Source organism: Nocardia sp. NPDC004340 (assembly GCF_053602575.1).
The window spans coordinates 1-16733 of record NZ_JBSGDW010000021.1 but is presented as its reverse complement, the minus strand read 5'-3'; the positions used below and the strand labels follow the sequence as shown (position 1 = coordinate 16733).

The 16733-nt window shown below is 70.1% G+C and carries 14 protein-coding genes; 7 read left to right on the top strand and 7 right to left on the bottom strand.

The genetic code is table 11. The features are described from left to right. Positions 1-120: 120 nt before the first annotated feature. The gene (locus ACWEOI_RS35250) at positions 121-1113 is read right to left on the bottom strand and encodes a DoxX family membrane protein (RefSeq protein ID WP_433671899.1); all 993 of its coding nucleotides are present in this window, start codon (positions 1111-1113) and stop codon (positions 121-123) included. Between the two features lie 198 nt (positions 1114-1311). Here ACWEOI_RS35250 and ACWEOI_RS35245 point away from each other — a divergent pair, with 198 nt between their 5' ends. Next, on the top strand, positions 1312-2439 hold the full coding sequence (locus ACWEOI_RS35245; RefSeq protein WP_452362380.1) for a PQQ-dependent sugar dehydrogenase: 1128 nt from the start codon (positions 1312-1314) through the stop codon (positions 2437-2439). 71 nt (positions 2440-2510) lie between these two features. Here the strand turns inward: ACWEOI_RS35245 and ACWEOI_RS35240 are convergent, their stop codons facing one another. The 5 genes from ACWEOI_RS35240 to ACWEOI_RS35220 all read right to left on the bottom strand — a co-directional run bounded on the left by ACWEOI_RS35240 (position 2511) and on the right by ACWEOI_RS35220 (position 8740). Then, a complete protein-coding gene (locus ACWEOI_RS35240) occupies positions 2511-3341 on the bottom strand; it encodes a MerR family transcriptional regulator (protein WP_452362379.1) in 831 nt (276 codons plus the stop codon). A 185-nt stretch (positions 3342-3526) separates the two neighbouring features. Then, on the bottom strand, positions 3527-5041 hold the full coding sequence (gatB, locus tag ACWEOI_RS35235; RefSeq protein ID WP_452362378.1) for an Asp-tRNA(Asn)/Glu-tRNA(Gln) amidotransferase subunit GatB: 1515 nt from the start codon (positions 5039-5041) through the stop codon (positions 3527-3529). 24 nt (positions 5042-5065) lie between these two features. Beyond that, a complete protein-coding gene (locus ACWEOI_RS35230; protein ID WP_452362377.1) occupies positions 5066-7561 on the bottom strand; it encodes an FtsX-like permease family protein in 2496 nt (831 codons plus the stop codon). Further along, positions 7558-8352 (bottom strand): ATP-binding cassette domain-containing protein, encoded by a 795-nt coding sequence (locus tag ACWEOI_RS35225; protein ID WP_433671895.1) that lies wholly within the window; start codon positions 8350-8352, stop codon positions 7558-7560. Before ACWEOI_RS35225 ends, ACWEOI_RS35230 begins: the two co-directional genes overlap by 4 nt. 40 nt (positions 8353-8392) lie before the next feature. Further along, positions 8393-8740 (bottom strand): hypothetical protein, encoded by a 348-nt coding sequence (locus tag ACWEOI_RS35220; RefSeq protein WP_452362376.1) that lies wholly within the window; start codon positions 8738-8740, stop codon positions 8393-8395. Positions 8741-8924: 184 nt separating this feature from the next. Here ACWEOI_RS35220 and ACWEOI_RS35215 point away from each other — a divergent pair, with 184 nt between their 5' ends. From ACWEOI_RS35215 to ACWEOI_RS35190, 6 genes are all read left to right on the top strand, one after another. Then, positions 8925-10253 carry a histidine kinase gene (locus ACWEOI_RS35215; protein ID WP_433671893.1) on the top strand — a complete coding sequence of 443 codons (1329 nt, stop codon included), beginning with the start codon at positions 8925-8927 and terminating at the stop codon, positions 10251-10253. Beyond that, the gene (locus tag ACWEOI_RS35210) at positions 10250-10936 is read left to right on the top strand and encodes a response regulator (RefSeq protein ID WP_379101626.1); all 687 of its coding nucleotides are present in this window, start codon (positions 10250-10252) and stop codon (positions 10934-10936) included. Before ACWEOI_RS35215 ends, ACWEOI_RS35210 begins: the two co-directional genes overlap by 4 nt. Before the next feature lie 58 nt (positions 10937-10994). Then, positions 10995-12818 carry a protein kinase domain-containing protein gene (locus tag ACWEOI_RS35205; protein ID WP_452362375.1) on the top strand — a complete coding sequence of 608 codons (1824 nt, stop codon included), beginning with the start codon at positions 10995-10997 and terminating at the stop codon, positions 12816-12818. After that, a complete protein-coding gene (locus ACWEOI_RS35200) occupies positions 12808-13764 on the top strand; it encodes a hypothetical protein (protein ID WP_433671891.1) in 957 nt (318 codons plus the stop codon). Before ACWEOI_RS35205 ends, ACWEOI_RS35200 begins: the two co-directional genes overlap by 11 nt. 155 nt (positions 13765-13919) lie before the next feature. Continuing rightward, the gene (locus tag ACWEOI_RS35195; protein WP_433671890.1) at positions 13920-14816 is read left to right on the top strand and encodes a hypothetical protein; all 897 of its coding nucleotides are present in this window, start codon (positions 13920-13922) and stop codon (positions 14814-14816) included. Between the two features lie 87 nt (positions 14817-14903). Next, on the top strand, positions 14904-15935 hold the full coding sequence (locus ACWEOI_RS35190) for an ATP-dependent 6-phosphofructokinase (RefSeq protein ID WP_357279305.1): 1032 nt from the start codon (positions 14904-14906) through the stop codon (positions 15933-15935). A 70-nt stretch (positions 15936-16005) separates the two neighbouring features. On the opposite strand, the gene ACWEOI_RS35185 is transcribed toward ACWEOI_RS35190, so the two are convergent. Then, on the bottom strand, positions 16006-16587 hold the full coding sequence (locus ACWEOI_RS35185; protein ID WP_452362374.1) for a CGNR zinc finger domain-containing protein: 582 nt from the start codon (positions 16585-16587) through the stop codon (positions 16006-16008). Positions 16588-16733: the final 146 nt, after the last annotated feature.

Sequence of the window (16733 nt, the reverse complement as noted above, 5' to 3'; positions counted from 1 at the left end):
GGGGTGTTAATGGGGGCTGCGCGCACACCACAAAGTTTACTCGAGGGCAGGGGTTGTATCTTGGGCCCCCCCCCCGGCCGCTTGGTTTTTCGAGCCCCCGGCCGCGCCGTACGCAGCCTGCTACTTGAACGGGCCGATGCCGTTGAGCGGGTTGCCGCCGTGCAGGTAGATGTAGACGAGGATGGCCGCCGCCACCGCCGCGACGAAGGCGGCCAGGGAGCCCAGGAACGGGCGGGTGGACCAGGCGCGGTTGCGGTCGAGCGAGTAGCGGCCGGGGCCGGTGAGGATGAGCGCGGTGGTGATGCCGACCAGGATCGAGTCGATCTCGACCGAGTTGGTCTTGGCGGAGTACTGGAATCCGGGAACCATGCCCTGCTTCCACATCCACCCGTCCAGGATCACCGCGAGCAGCGCGCCCGCGGCCAGCGGCGTGGCCAGGCCGATCACGACCAGCAGGCCACCGCCGAGCTCGCCCGCGATGAGCATGGGCACGGCCAAGTCGACGTGCTTCCAGCCGCCACCCTCCATCGAGGTCTTGATGCCGTCGAAGCCGGGGCCGTGGAACCAGCCGAAGGCCTTCTGCAGACCGTGGTAGATGAACGTGCCGCCGACGACCAAGCGCAGCAAGAGGAGTCCGAGGTCCAGGGTGCCGCGGCGGTCGTCGCGACGGCGGCGGCCATTGTTCTCCGGAGGCGCGGCCGGGGCCGGCGGGATGCTGGCGAAGGTGTAGGTCGAGGACGGCTCGGCGGCGGAGCTGTCGGCCGCGCCCGGGATGGCGTTCTTGACCTGCGAGTAGAGCGGGACGTCCAGATCGAGGCCGAGTTCCTCGTCGGTACGCGGCAGGTTCCGCTCGGTGCCGTGGCCGACCTTCTGCGGCGTGATCTTCTCGGTCGCCTGGTCGGGCTGCCCGGTGGCCTGGCCGGTCTGCTCGGCGGCCGGACCCGGAGGGGCGGCGGGCAGCGTGATCGTCTCGGTGGTCTGCGCGCCCGACGGGGCGGCGAACTGCTCGGTCGGCGAGTCGAAGGGGCTGCGGACCGGTGCGCCGGCCGGGCGCGGAGCTGCGGGCGGGGCGTCGCCCGCCGCGGCGGACGGCTCGTTCGGCTTGTTCGTCACCCGGGTCAGAGTATTAGCCGCAACCGTCCGGCACCCCGTAGAACGCGGGCGTGTCCGCTGGCCGATTCGCGCCACGGTGGAGTGTTTCGCCACGGCACGCCTTTTTGCGACACCCCGTCCGAGCGGTGACGGCAGGTTTTCCGTAACGTCTCCACCATGAGTCTGGTTGCCGCTGACCGTGTCGGGGTGGGTGCACGGATGGTCCGTGCGGGCGCCGGGCGGATCGTGCTGGGCATGACGCTCGGCGCGGTGCTGCTGTCGGGGTGCGCGCGCTTCGACGATCGCGCCTCCAGCCCGTTCACCACCGAGCCGACCTGGCAGGACGCCGAGCCCAAGACCTCCACCCCCAAGACGCCGCCGACCAATGCCAAGCGTCCGGATCTGCCGTGCGTGGATCCCGATCTGGCCGTGGTGGTTTCGTGCCTGGACACCACCGGCGGGCTGGTCGCGCTGCCCGACGGCGGCAGCGCGCTGGTGGCCGAGCGCACCACCGGGCGGATCCTGAAGGTGGTCGCCACCGACGAGGGCGAGCCGCCCGCGCCGGTGGAGGTGGCGAAGGTGGAGGTCGACCCGGCCGGGGACGGCGGCGTGACCGGGCTGGCGCTGTCGCCCACCTACGGTGAGGACGGCCTGGTCTACGCGTACGTGACGACGCCGAGCGACAACCGGGTGGTGCGCATCTCCACCGGCGGCGGCGCGCCCAAGCCGATCCTGACCGGAATCCCGAAGGGCGCCAACGGCAATCGCGGGTCGATCGATTTCACCGCGCACGACCGCATGCTGGTGCTCACCGGCGACGCGGGCAATCCGGCGCTGGCCGCCGACAACGGCTCGCTGGCCGGGAAGCTGCTGAGCATCAGCGCCCCCGCGCCCGGTGCGGCCGCCGAGGTGATGGTGTCCGGAATCGGGGTGGCGGGCGGCGTGTGCTCGGACGGCAAGGGGTCGATCTGGTTCACCGACCGCACCGCCACCGAGGACCGGCTGCAGCGGGTCGGCGCGGACGGTGTGGCGGTGAAGGCGTGGACCTGGCCCGATCACCCGGGTGTCGCGGGCTGCACGGCCGCCACGGACGCGGTCGCGATCTCCATGACCAATCAGAAGGCGCTGGCCATCGCCATGGCCGACAAGAACACCCACGCGGTGACCGCCGCGCCCTCGCTGCTGGCGCAGGACAAGTACGGCCGCCTGGACGGCGCGTCGATCGGCGGCGACGGCAATATCTGGGTCGGCACCGTGAACAAGCCCGACGGCAGTCCGAACCAGTACGACGATCGCGTGGTGCGGATCCCACCGCCGAACGGCGGCGAGCGCGGCGGTTCGGACTAGCCTCCCGGCTCACGCCGCGGCGCACAGCACTCGCTGTGCGCCGCAGCGCTTTCCGGGCTCGGGATTCCGGTTCAGGCTCGGGCGGCCTGCGTGACCGGCATCTGCAGTTCGATGACCCATTCGGCGGAGGCGGGGTCGCCGGGGGCGTTGAGGTAGACCTCGCGAATGGGAGCGCAAGGGGCGTAACCGTTCTCGTCGGCCCAGCGGCCCATGGCCTCGAAGGACACGCACAGTTCCGACAGTTTGCCGCGGTGGGCGAGAGTGGCGGCCTGCGTGATCGCGGGCAGCTCACGCAGCTCGAAGGAGGTGCCGGGGGTAGCGGCGCCCGCGACCTGGTGGGCGACGTGGACGCGCAGACCCGCTTCCAGCTCTTCGTAATACACCACCGGCGCACCGGTGATGGTGAGTCCCGCCTCCGGGATCGACGTCCCCAGCCGCTGGTAGAGCCGCTCGATGATCGGGCCGACGGCGGCCTCACCGGATTCGGCCGCCACCTCGCTCATTTCGGCGACGAGCGTGGGGGCCAGGGATTTCACGACGATTTCCTGCTCGGGCATGACGCCCTCCCTTTCGATGCGCAGGAGCCTCGCCTCGACGGACTGGAGTCGCGCGGTGTCCGCGGCCACCTGATTGGCCAGCTGGGCACGACGCAGTTGCAGCATGCCGTGCAACCGTTCCGCGGACAGCTGACCGTCGAGCATCTCGGCCACCTGTTGCAGGGTGAAGCCGAGATCCTTCAACGCGACGATGCGGTTGAGCCGCGCGAGCTGATCGGCGGCATAGAACCGATAGCCCGAGTACGGGTCGACCTCGGACGGCGGCAGCAGCCCGATCTCGTCGTAGTGACGCAGCATTCGCACCGACACCGATCCGAACCTGGCGAAGTCTCCGATACTGAACATGACTCCTCCAGGCTCGGGCCTCACACGGTGTGAGGGTCAAGCTCATGATCGCTCAGAAGGCTCGGGGCGCGCGGCTGGTGCCGCGCGCCCCGAGGACGAGAGTTCGGTGGGTGGGTCCACCCGGCGGCGCGCGAGGTCAGCTGCGCGCCACCGATACGCAGCGGCCGATCGGGCCGCGGGCGGGATCAGCCGTCGACGCCGCAGGCGGCCAGCACCAGTTCGCGGACGCGGGCGGCGTCGGCCTGGCCGCGGGTGGCCTTCATGACGTCGCCGACGACCTTGCCGGCGGCCTGGACCTTGCCGGAGCGGATCTTCTCGGCGATGTCGGGGTTGGCGGCGAGGGCCTTCTCGACCTCGGACTGCAGGGCGGAGTCGTCGGAGACCATGCCCAGGCCCTTGGCCTCGACGATGGCGGCGGGCTCGCCCTCACCGGCGAGGACGAAGTCGACGACCTGCTTGGCGACCTTGTTGTTGATGGTCTTGGCCTCGACCAGCCCGGCCACCTCGGCGACCTGCTTGGGGGTGATGGGCAGGTCCTCGAGCGAAACCTGGCTCTCCTTGGCCTTTTCGGTGAGGTAGGCGACCCACCAGGAGCGGGCGGCATCGACCGAGGCGCCCGCGTCGACGGTCGCGATGATCAGGTCCAGCGCGCCGGCGTTGACCAGGTCGCGGAACACCTCGCCGGACAGGCCCCAGTCGGACTGGATGCGGGCGCGGCGCAGCCACGGGTACTCGGGGATGGTGCCACGCAGTTCCTCGACCCAGGCGGCGTCGGGCGCGATGGGCTCGAGGTCGGGCTCCGGGAAGTAGCGGTAGTCCTCGGCGGTCTCCTTGATGCGGCCCGGCGAGGTGGTGCCGTCGGTCTCGTGGAAGTGGCGGGTCTCCATGAGGATCTCGCCGCCGGAGGCCAGCACCGCGGCCTGGCGGCGCATCTCGAAGCGCACCGCGACCTCGACGCTGCGCAGCGAGTTCACGTTCTTGGTCTCGGTGCGGGTGCCGAACTCCTTGGCGCCCTTGGGCATCAGGGACACGTTGGCGTCGCAGCGCAGCGAGCCCTGCTCCATCTTCACGTCGGACACGTCGAGGGACTTGAGCACCTCGCGCAGCGCGGTCACGTACGCACGCGCCACCTCGGGGGCCCGCTCGCCCGCGCCCTCGACGGTCTTGGTGACGATCTCGATGAGCGGCACGCCCGCGCGGTTGTAGTCGAGCAGCGAGTGCGAGGCGCCGTGGATGCGGCCGGTCGCGCCACCCACGTGCAGCGACTTGCCGGTGTCCTCCTCCATGTGGGCGCGCTCGATCTCGACGCGGAAGACCTCGCCGTCGTCGAGGATCACGTCCAGGTAGCCATTGGTGGCGATCGGCTCGTCGTACTGGCTGATCTGGTAGTTCTTCGGCTGGTCCGGGTAGAAGTAGTTCTTCCGCGCGAACCGCCCCCACGGGGTGATGGAGCAGTTCAGCGCGAGCCCGATGCGGATCGCGGACTCGACGGCCTTCTCGTTCACCACCGGCAGCGAGCCCGGCAGGCCCAGGCACACGGGGCACACCTGGGTGTTGGGCTCGGCGCCGAATTCGGTCGGGCAGCCGCAGAACATCTTGGTCGCGGTGCCCAGCTCGACGTGTACCTCCATGCCGAGCACCGGGTCGTACCGGTCGATGACATCGGAGTAGTCCATCAAGTCCACGGTCGCTGCGCTCATGCGCTCCATCCTATTTACCCGCCGTCAGTCCACGGCGATGGCCTCCACGATGGGCATCCGGGCGGCGCGCAGGGCGGGCGGAATCGCCCCGAGCAGGGCCAGTCCGAGCGCGATGATCGCGTACACCACCAGCAGTGGGCTGGGACGATAGGCGATGTCCATGGCGATGGCGTGTCCGAGGGCGACGGTCGCCAGATAGTGCACGCCCGACCCGATCACCAGTCCCAGGGCCGCGCCCGTCAATCCGATGCCCGCGGCCTCGGTGAGCACGCTGCGCAGCAGGAAGCGGCGGCTGGTGCCCATGGCCCGCAGCACGCCCATTTCCCGGCGGCGTTCCAGGACCGACAGCATCAGGGTGTTGAGCAGGGCGATGGTGGCGACCAGCACCACGATCCAGAGGATGGCGGCGCTGATCGCCGTGCCCTGCTGGACGCTCGACGAGATCGCGTCCACCGCTTGCCGTCCGGTGCTGACGTGGATGTCGGCGGGCACGGCGGCACGGACGGCGGCCATCACCGCGGCGTGGTCCGCGCCGGGCGCGAAGTCGATGCCGATGATGGTCTCGCCGGGCCGCTGATACCACTGCCGCATGACGTCGAGGTCGAGGACGACGACCCCGGCGATGGCGGAGAAGTACGGCACCACCCGCAGCACCTGCACCCGGTGTTCGCCCGACGGGGTGGGCAGGGTGAGTTCGGAGCCCTCCTCGACGCCGAGGGAGCGGGCCACGTCGCGGGAGATGACGATGCCCTCGCCCGCGGCCATCCGCGCCTGCTCGGCCTTGTCCACGGTGTCCAGCGCCGAGGTGCGCGCGACGCCGTCCTCGTAGCCCTGCAGCATGACGCGGCCGCGGCCCAGGGTCGCGAAAGCCATTTGCGCCGAACCGACTCCGCCGACGCCGGGGATGGCGGCCAGCTTCGCCTTCAAGTCGGCGGGCAGCAGCGGCCCGGTGGGGAACTGCTCCATGGCGGTCGGGCTGACGAACACATCGGTGCGGCCCAGGCCCTCGAAGCTGTCGGTGGCGGCGCTGACCATATTGCGGCTGGCATTGCCCATGGCGACGATGGCGGTGATGCCGATCATGACCGTCATGACGGTGGCCCACACCCGGCGCGGCGCGCGTTCGATGGTGGTGGCGCCCAATGCTCCCGGCGCGCCGAAGAGTCCGGCCACCGCGGCGACGGCGCGCACGATGGGCCCGGTGGCGGCGAAGCACAACACCACCGATCCGGCGATCGACAGCGAGATCGCGCCGATCGAATACCGGCCCAGATCCACCTCGGCCACCGCGATGCCGCCGCCCACCATGACCAGGCCGAGGGCGGCCGCGGACCAGCGCAGCAGCGGACTCACCTGATCGGCCGCGCCGACGCCGACCGGGGCCAGCGCCTCGATGGGCGCGACCTTGTACACCTGCCGCGCCGCCAGAGCGGCCGCGGCGACACTGGCCAGCACGCAGGCCGCGATCGCCACCGGCACCGCGTACCCGGGCACCTCGTACTCGGTGCGCGATTCCACGGAGTTCACGATCGCCGCGGGCAGCTGGTGGATCGCGGTGCGGCCCATGAAGATTCCGATGATCGCGCCGATCAGGCCGCCCACCAGGCCGAGCAACGCCGCCTCGGTGAGCAGGTCGCGCACCATGGGCCCGCTGCTGCCGCCCATGGCCCGCAGCAGCGACAGCGTCGGACGGCGTTGCGCCACCGCCATGCTCATGGCGTTGTAGATGAGGAAGGTCGACACGATCAGCGCCGCCGCCGAGGAGGCGAGGGTGGAGAAGCGCACCAGCATGATGGCACCGCCCGCCTGCGCGGTGCGCAGGTCCGGATCGGCGACCACGGCCCGGCCCGCGACCACCTTGGTCAGGTCCGAACGCAGCTGTCCCCCATCGGTGTCCGGGGCGGGCACGATCTGCACCGAGTCGATGTGCCCGGCCCGATCGGTGATCTTCTGCGCCACCGGCAGCAGCGCGAACACGATGTGGCCGCCATTGAGCTTGGCGGCGGTGGCGTCGTCGATGACGCCCGCGACCGTGGCGGTCACCGTGCCGAGCTGGAACCGCTCCCCTTCACTATGCCCCATGGCGGCGCCGACCAGCACGCCGTTGGGGACTGTGAGCAGCTTGCCCGCCTGGTCTTTCAGCGTCCCGCCGAGATCACTGCCGAGCTGTGCGATGGACTGGTCGACGCCGATGAGCAGTGCACGGTCGTCGTCGGCCCCGATGGACTGGCGCAGCATCGGCGCGGCCGTCTCGACGCCGGGCACGGTCCGGATCTGTTGCAGCAGTGCCTGATCGAAGCCGGCGTCGGTGATGCCGCTGACCTCGAGCGAGGCCTTGCCGCCGAGGCTGTGGGTGAGTTTGTCCACCGAGCCGGTGATGGAGCCGGAGATGCTGAACACCGAAACCAGCAGTCCGGCAGAGACTCCCATCACCACCATGGCCATGATGGTGCGGGCGCGGTGGGCGAGCAGCTCACCGATATTGAACAGCCGGAGGCGGTCCCAGGCGGCGCGGATCATGCGCGCACCGCCCCGGCGCCGTTCACGGCGGCACCCTTCGAAGCAGGCGCGACGGCGGACTCGGAGCCGTCGTGCCCGGCCTCGGGAATCGTCCGGACCTCCCCGTCATCCCCCCGCTCGACCCGGTCGATGGACCCGATCCGCCCGTCGCGCAGGTTGATCACGCGATCGCAGTACCGCACCGCCCCCATGTCGTGGGTGACCATGACCACCGAGTTCCCCGCCTCGGTGATGTCGGCCAGCAGTCGCAGGATCGAGGCCCCGGTCTTGGAGTCCAGGTTGCCGGTGGGCTCGTCGGCGAGGATGAGCGGCGGGTCCATGATCAGTGCCCGCGCCACCGCCACGCGCTGCATCTGCCCGCCGGATAGTTCGGCGGGCCGGTGGTCGGCGCGTTCGCCGAGTCCGACCAGGTCGAGCAGTTCGAGGGCGCGCGGCTTGGCCTTGCGCAGTCCGGTGCCGTCCAGCAGTTTCGGGATGGCGATATTCTCCCACGCGGTGAGGGTGGGCAGCAGGTTGAAGAACTGGAAGATGAAACCGACCCGGTGCCGCCGGAATTCGGACTGCGCGTCGTCGTCGAGGTCGCCGATCTCCTTGTCCTGGAATCGAATCGACCCGGAGTCCGGGGAGTCCAGCGCGCCGAGCAGGTGCAGCATGGTGCTCTTGCCGGAGCCGGAGGGCCCGATGATCGCGGTGAACTCCCCCGCCCCGATCCGCAGGCTGACGCCGTCCAGGGCGCGGACGGCCTGTTCACCCACCCGGTATTCCTTGGTGACGTCGGTCAATTCCAGCATGGTCTACCCCTCGAAGATCAGTGCCATCGGTGTGGTGCGGTCAGCCGGCCAGCGCGCGCAGGCGAGGACGGCGGTGGTACAGGTGATCGGTGTCGAAGGCATCCAGCAGGGCGCGCAGCGCGGGCTGCTCGGCGCACAGTTCGGCGTACGCCTCCTGCGCCAGAATGCCTTTCTCCATAGCGTTTTCGAGCTTAACGGTCAGGTGGTTCTCCCAGCGGTTCCGCAGTGCCAGCAGCACGCCCTCGGGTCCGCCGAAGAGCCGGTCCACGTCCGGCAGGTCGTGGAAGAGCTTGGGGTCCACTGGATTTCGTGCGAAGTCGCGGCGCGCCGCCCGGTCCAGGACGGTGTGCAGGATGTCGGTGCGAGCGTGAAGATCTGCCCAGGACATGACGCCAACCTCTCGTTGAACGCCCGCTGGTGGCGGACGTGTCGGCTGTTGTCCCCAAAACTACGAGCGGCCCGCGGCCGCTGTCTTCGTGCCGCGGACGCGACTTGACCTCCTACCCCGGTAGGAGACGTACCCCTGCCGCCGGACGATGTACGCCGTCTGATTCGACGGATAGCCTTGCAGAATGAACGTGACCAGCGCCACCCCCGCCGCCCTGGGGCAGGAGTTGCTGGAGGGACTGCGCCGCGTCGGCGTGGGGTTCCGGCGATTCGTACGCAATCCGTTCGCCGACTACCAGCGCTGGGTGGAGTCGACGGGGTTCGACTACCCCGCGTCGATGGCCATCCTGGTGGATTCCATGATGTGCACGGTCGCCACCGTGGCCTTCGTGCAGCGGGTGGTGGCCGGGTACTTCCCGGGCGTCGTCGCGGTGGTCGCGCTCATGCTCATCTGCGTGACCGGTCCGCCGTGCATCATCCTGGACTTCAAGCCGCGGCCCGTCCTGCTCGCCACGCTGACCGTGGCCGCCGCCGCGTTGTTCCTGACCCAGCCGGTCCCGCTGGACGTCGCGCCGCTGGTCCTGATCATCATCGCCGGGGAGATCGCGGCCATCACCGGCCCGGCGGTGAGCGTGCCGGTGGCCCTGGTCATGTTCGCCGAGCTCATGTTCTTCGAATCGATCGGGCACATCGAGGGATTCACCTGGTTCGCACTCGGCATCCTGTTCGCCTGGTTCACCGGCCAGCTGCTCAACTTTCAGCGCCGCTACCTGTATCAGGAGCGCGACTACCAGGACATTCGCGCGCAGGCCGCGGCCGACGAGGAGCGCCGCCGCATCGCCCGCGAGGTGCACGACGTGATCGCGCATTCGCTGAGCATCACCCTGTTGCACGTGACGGCCGCCCGGCACGCCCTGCAGACCGACCGGGACGTGGACGACGCGATCGACGCGCTCTCCGACGCCGAACGGCTGGGCCGCCAGGCCATGGCCGACATCCGGCGCACCGTCGGCCTGCTCGGCGACCGGCCCGCCACGCTCGCGCCGGAGCCGGATCTCGACGACATCGACGAACTGGTGTCGGACTTCGTGCGCGCCGGGGTGACGGTCGACTATCGCCTCGAGGGCGACCGGTCCGCGGTGACCGCCGGGGTGGGCCTGGCCATGTACCGGATCTGCCAGGAGTCGCTGGCCAATGTCGCCAAGCACGCCCCCGGCGAGCGGGCACGGCTGCGAATCCAGTTGCACCCCAAGTACATCGAGGTCACAGTGACCAATACGCTGGCGGCCGGGGCGGCCCCGCGGGCCGGGAACGGCATGGGCATCTCCGGTATGCGGCAGCGGGTCGCGCCGCTGGCGGGGCGGCTCACCGCGGGACCCGACGACGACGGCTGGCGGGTGTTCGCGCACATCCCGCTGACCGGGACCGTGCCCTGCGGCTTCACCGCCGCCGACGACCACCTGCAGTCGCTGCTGCAACCGCTGTTCCGCAAGACCGCCCAGGAGGGTATGTGACCGACCGCTCGGACGAGGAACTGATCGGCGTCCTCGTCGTCGACGACCAGGAACTGGTCCGCGGTGGACTGCGCCGGATCCTGCGCCGCCGAGACGGTTTCCTGGTGAGCGAATGCTCCGACGGGGACGAGGTGCCCGCCGCCGTCGCCGCCCACCGCCCCGACCTGGTCCTGATGGACCTGCGGATGAAGCGGATCGGCGGCATCGAGGCCACCCGCACCCTGCGCGCCGCCCCCGACGCGCCCCCGGTGCTGGTGCTGACCACCTTCGACGACGACCAGCTGCTGTCCGGCGCGCTGCGCGCGGGCGCGGCCGGGTTCCTGCTCAAGGACTCCCCCGCCGAGGATCTGATCCGCGCGGTCCGCACGGTCGCGGGTGGCGGCTCGTGGCTGGACCCGACCGTCACCCCGCGTGTCCTGAATACCTACCGTTCGGCGCGCCCCACCCCGGCGCCCGCCGGCAATCGCCTGTCCGAGCTCACGGTTCGCGAGCTCGAGGTGCTCGGACTCATCGGCAGAGGCCGGGTCAACGCGGAGATCGCGACCGCGCTCGGCATCTCCGAAGTAACGGTGAAGAGCCACGTGGGACATATCTTCGGGAAGCTCGGGTTACGCGACCGTTCCGCTGCCATCGTCTTTGCGTTTGACCACGGCGTAGTCGCACCGGGAGAATCCACCTCCTAGAGGGGTGGGTCGCGGGTCCTCGTCTGCTTCCCTCCCAAGAGTGTGGAGGTTTGACGGGGTGGATGCGCCATCGCGGGCCGGGAGCAGGTTCGGGCCGTACGAGCTGCGCTCGCTGCTCGGCAAGGGCGGCATGGGCGAGGTCTACGAGGCCTACGACACGTCCAAGGATCGGGTCGTCGCGCTCAAGCTGCTGCCCGCCGAGCTCGCCAAAGATCCCTCCTACCAGGAGCGTTTCCGGCGCGAGTCGCAGGCGGCGGCCCGGCTGGCGGAGCCGCACATCATCCCCATCCACGACTGGGGCGAGATCGACGGTGTCCTCTACATCGACATGCGGCTGGTGCGCGGCCGCGATCTGCGCTCGCTGCTGGACGGTTCGGGGGCGCTGCCGCCGCTGCGGGTCATCGGGATCATCGAGCAGGTGGCCGCGGCGCTGGACGCCGCGCACTACTCGGGGCTGGTGCACCGTGACGTGAAACCCGCCAACATCCTCGTCACCGATGCGGATTTCGCATATCTCGCGGACTTCGGCATCGCGCGCGCCGAGGGCGACTCCACCATCACCATGACCGGCACGGCCGTGGGCTCCTACGCCTACATGGCCCCCGAGCGGTTCGACGCGGGCCCGGTCTCCGGCCGCGCCGACATCTACTCGCTGGGCTGCGTGCTGCATGAAGGCCTCACCGGCGACAAGCCGTTCCCGGCCGACAATATGAGCGTGCTGATCCGCGCGCACCTGTCCGAGGCGCCGCCGCTGACCAGCATGCTGCGCGGCGGGATTCCGCCCGCCCTGGACGCGGTGATCGGCAAGGCGCTCGCCAAGGACCCGAACGACCGCTTCTACACCGCGGGCGAATTCGCGCGGGCCGCCCGCTCGGCGCTGGCCGGTCAGGGTCTGCCCCCGAATATGCCGGGCGCCGGTGGCCAGGGCGCGCCGGGTCAGCCGCCGCGGCCCGGCCGGACCGTGCCGCCCGGCCCGCCCGTGGGCGCGCCCCCGACCACCGTGCTGCCGACCGGCGGCCCGGCCGGTCCGGCGACGACCATGCTGCCGGGCGGCACCCCGCCGCCGCCCGCCCGCAATACCGATCCGACTGTGCGGCAGACCAATCCCGGCCGCCCGAACACCACGTCGATCCCGGCCTACATCACCGGCTCCTTCCCGGCGGCCGAGGATCCCTCGCCGTCGAGTGATCTGCCGATCATCACGCCCTCGGACCCGACCCGGGTGCGGGTCAGCGACTTCCACTACACGCCGCTGCCGCCGGACGCCCAACAGCAGGCGGTGTGGGGTCACGCGCAGGCGCAGCAGCGGGACTTCCCGTACGCGCCGGCGCCGGATCCCTCGCTGTATCCGACCTCCGAGCACGCCATCGTGCAGCCCGAGCCGCGGGCGCCGGGGCGGCGGCGCAAGCGGTCGGTGGCGGCGCCGGTGTCGATCGCCGTGCTGGTGGTGGCGCTGGCCGCGATCGCCGGTGCGATCGGCTGGCAAGTCCTCGACCGCTCCGGCAACGAAACACCCATAACGACGGCAGCACAGGGTGTTCCGGGAACCACGCCTCCGCGCTCACAGCAGACGAGCCCGGCGGCGCCCACCACGACATCCGACGCGGTCCAGCTGCCAGCGGGTGCTACGCCGTGTCCACCGACGTATGCGGCGCTGGGCGGCTTCGCCAATTCCGCGATCGGGAACACGGTCACGTCCTGTCCTTTCGCGGAGGCGGTTCGCCGGTCTTATGCCGATACGGCTACTGGCCGGGCGGGGTCGCCGGTTACTGTGGTGGCAGTGAGTCCGGTGACGGGCCGGTCTTACACGATGAACTGCACGGCCGCAGGCAAATTGGTGACCTGCGCTGGTGGCGAGAACGCGGTGGTGTATGTCTACTGATCCGATCCCGGCCTGTTGCAAGGGTTTTGTGCGCGGGCTGGCGGTGGCGGCTGTCCTGGCCGTGTCCGGGTGTGGTGTGAATGTCGGTGCGGTGCACCACTCTTCGGCGCAGGCGGATGAGATCAAGCCGGTCGGGGACAGCTCGAAGCTGCAGCAGTCCCCGCCCCTGATCGCGCCCGAATTGCCTGAACTGTTCGGTTTGCCGAAAACCATTGCGTTCGCGGCGGATTTCGCCGAGCTGAAGGCCGGACTCGAGGGCCGGATCGGCCTCGCGGTGATGCCGGTCGGCGGCGGCGAGATGACCCAGCTGGGCGACTGGACCACCGGCATCGCCTGGTCCACCATCAAGGTGCCGCTGGCCCTGGCGGCACTGCGCCACGACCCCACCGGCATGCGTTCCACCGCCGAGGCCGCCATCACCTTCTCCGACAACGATGCGGCGCAGACGCTGTGGACCTCGCTGGGCACCGGCAGCGAGGCCGCCGACGCGGTCGAGTCGATCCTGCGCGAGGCCGGCGACGTCGCCACCGATGTCGCCGCCCGCCACACCAAGCTGGCCGCGCTGGAATCCGACGATCTGCTCGCCTTCGGCGCCACCGACTGGTCGCTGGCCGACCAGGTGCACTTCGCCTCCCGGCTGCCCTGCCTGCCGCGCGCCAATTCCGTTGTCTCGCTGATGAGTGAGATCACCCCCAGCCAGAGCTGGGGTCTGGGCCGGCTGATCGGCGCGGAGTTCAAGGGCGGCTGGGGTCCCGACGACGACACCGGCAAATACACCGTCCGCCAGTTCGGCCTCGTCCCGACGCTGAACGGACCGGTGGCGGTGGCGCTGGCGGCCGAACCCGACTCGGGCAGTTTCGATGACGCCACCGACATGATGGACAAGCTGGCGCTGCTGGTCGGCGACCACCTGCCCGACCTCCACGGCGGACTCTGCTCGCACTGACCCTTTTCGGCCGCATGCCCACCGAAAATCACCCATACCCACGGCATTTGACCCCCTCGTCCGGGAGCACGACAATCCCTGAGATTGACGGGGTTCCGGTGCGTCCGCTAGGAACAGGGAACGCGCCGGACGCCGGGGCAGATGGAGGTTGACGGGTGCACGCACCGATTTCACGCGGACGGCGGCGGCTCGCCCGGACCGCCGGTCGCGGCGCCCTGGTGTTGCTGCTCGGGGCGTTGACGGCCTGCAGCAGCAAACCCGTACTGGTACCGGATAAAACGAGCACCGCGGCGACGCCCGGAGCCACCGTCCCGGCCACCGTGGTCGCACTGCCGGGCACCCTGGCCTGGGATTTCGTCAACGAGCTGAAGCCGTCGCTGTCGGGCAAGGTGGGGCTGGCCATCACGCCGGTGGGCAGCGATCGCACGGTGGCGCTGGGCGATTGGAGCTCGGGACCGGGCTGGTCGACCATGAAGGTGCCGCTCACCCTGGCCGCGCTGCGCAAGAGCTCGTCCAACCAGACGGCCGCGATCAATGCCATCGAGTACTCCGACAACAGCGCGGCCGACACCCTGTGGCAGGCGCTGGGCTCGCCCGATGTCGCCGCCCAGACCGTCCAGGACGTGCTACGCGAGGGTGGCGACACCGACACCACGGTGCCCGCCACCCGCACCCGATCCGACTACTCGGCGTTCGGACAGGCCGACTGGTCGCTGGCCAATCAGGTCAAATTCGCGGCCAAACTGCCCTGTCTGCCCGAGTCCGACGCGGTCACCTCGCTGATGAGCAAGGTCAGCTCCGGTCAGCGCTGGGGCCTGGGCACGCTGGACGGGGCCGAGTTCAAGGGCGGCTGGGGCCCCGACACCAGCGGGAACTACCTGGTCAGGCAGCTGGGCCTGATTCCCACCGCGGGCGGGCAGATCGCCATCGCGATTGCCACCCAGCCCAATTCGGGCTCCTTCGACGACGGCACCGTCATGCTCACCAAGGTCGCCACCCTGATCGGCAAGCACCTCGACGAGCTCCGGGGCGGCGTCTGCGCGGCGGGCTAGCGGCCCGGCCGAACCGCCGCGAACCGTAACCGGCGGTTCACGGGGGTGCAGCCCACGGACCACCCATCTCAGGGCAAGATGGGGTCCATGCGCATCGGAGTCTTGACCGGAGGCGGAGACTGCCCAGGCCTGAATGCCGTGATCCGTGCTGTCGTTCGCACCGCGAACGGCCGCTGGGGAGACGCCATCGTGGGATTCCAGGACGGCTGGCGCGGACTACTCGAGGATCGCAAGATCCAGATCCTCAACAACGACCGCACCGACCGGCTGCTCACCAAGGGCGGCACCATGCTCGGCACCGCGCGCACCAATCCGGATGTCCTGCGCGCCGGACTCCCCCGCATCAAGCAGACCCTCGACGACAACGGCATCGACGCGCTCATCCCCATCGGCGGCGAGGGCACCCTCACGGCCGCCTCCTGGCTGGCCGACGAGGGCGTCCCCGTGGTGGGTGTACCCAAGACCATCGACAACGACATCGACTGCACCGACACCACCTTCGGCCACGACACCGCGGTCGCCATCGCCACCGAGGCCATCGACCGGCTGCACACCACCGCCGAATCCCACCAGCGCGTCATGCTGGTCGAGGTGATGGGGCGGCACGCGGGCTGGATCGCCATCAACTCCGGCATCGCCGCCGGAGCCCACCTCACCCTGGTGCCCGAGGTGCCGTTCGACGTGGACGAGGTCTGCGCCATGGTGAAACGGCGCTTCCAGCGCGGGGATTCGCACTTCATCTGCGTGGTCGCCGAGGGTGCGCACCCCGATCCGGAGTCCATGACGCTGCGCGACGGCGGCATCGACGAATTCGGGCACGTCCGCTTCACCGGGGTCGCCCAGCAGCTGGCGCCGGAGATCGAGCGGCGCATCGGCAAGGAGGTCCGGGTGACCGTGCTCGGGCACGTGCAGCGCGGCGGCACGCCGACGCCGTACGACCGGGTGCTGGCCACGCGATTCGGCGTGCATGCGGCGGAAGCCGTGCACGCCGGGCAATTCGGGCAGATGGTGGCGTTGCACGGCACCGAGATCGCGCTGGTGCCGCTGTCGGAGGCCACCAAGCAGCTGAAGCTGGTGCCGCAGGACCGGTATCGGGAGGCGGCCGCCTTCTTCGGCTGAGCCGGAACAGCTCTCACGGCCCTCGCACGCGACCGTGCGAGGGCCGTTTCGCGTCCCGGGGAGAACCCGCTCAGTCGTCGCGGTGGTGGGCGTAGTGACGGGCCGCGCGGGCGCGATTGCCGCAGGCCACCGAGCACCACTCCTGGCGCGGATGGGATTTCACGAAATATCGCACGCAGCGCGGGGCGGGGCAGACGCGGATCTGCTCGGCCTGCGGTCCGCCGAAGAACTCGATGACGGCGTCGGCCAATCCGGCCTTGACCGTGTCCAGTTCGGTCTTCGTGAGCAGCCGGTATTCGAGACGCTGCCCTTCGCTGTCCCATTCGAGCAGCCGCAGCGCCGGGGCGGCGGCGTGGTTGATCGCGGCCAGCGACTCGGGGAAGGGCGGCAGCACGGTCGCGTCGGCGGAGCTGGGCGGATGCGGCGCAACGTATTCCGCGAACAGCGCGCGCACCTGCTGGCGCAGGTCCACCAGGGCGGCGCGGTCGTCCTCGGTGGGCAGGTAGGCCTCGAGGTCCACGTACATGCCGACGTCGGCGGCGTGGGCGACCAGCCATTCCCGGGTGGATTCACGGGTGCCGAAGGCGTCGGTCAGACCGCGACTGGTGGCGCGGATGGTGTTCGCCAAACGAAGTGCCAAGGGATCGACCATGACTCGATTCTAACGGGTATTGATTTCCGAAGCCATGATGTTCTAACGTGAGAAAGTACGATCTTCCGTTAGAAAGTTGGGACGTCATGATCACTCCGATCGAGCAAGCACCCCTGTTGGACGAGGTCCGCAAGCGCATGGGCCGG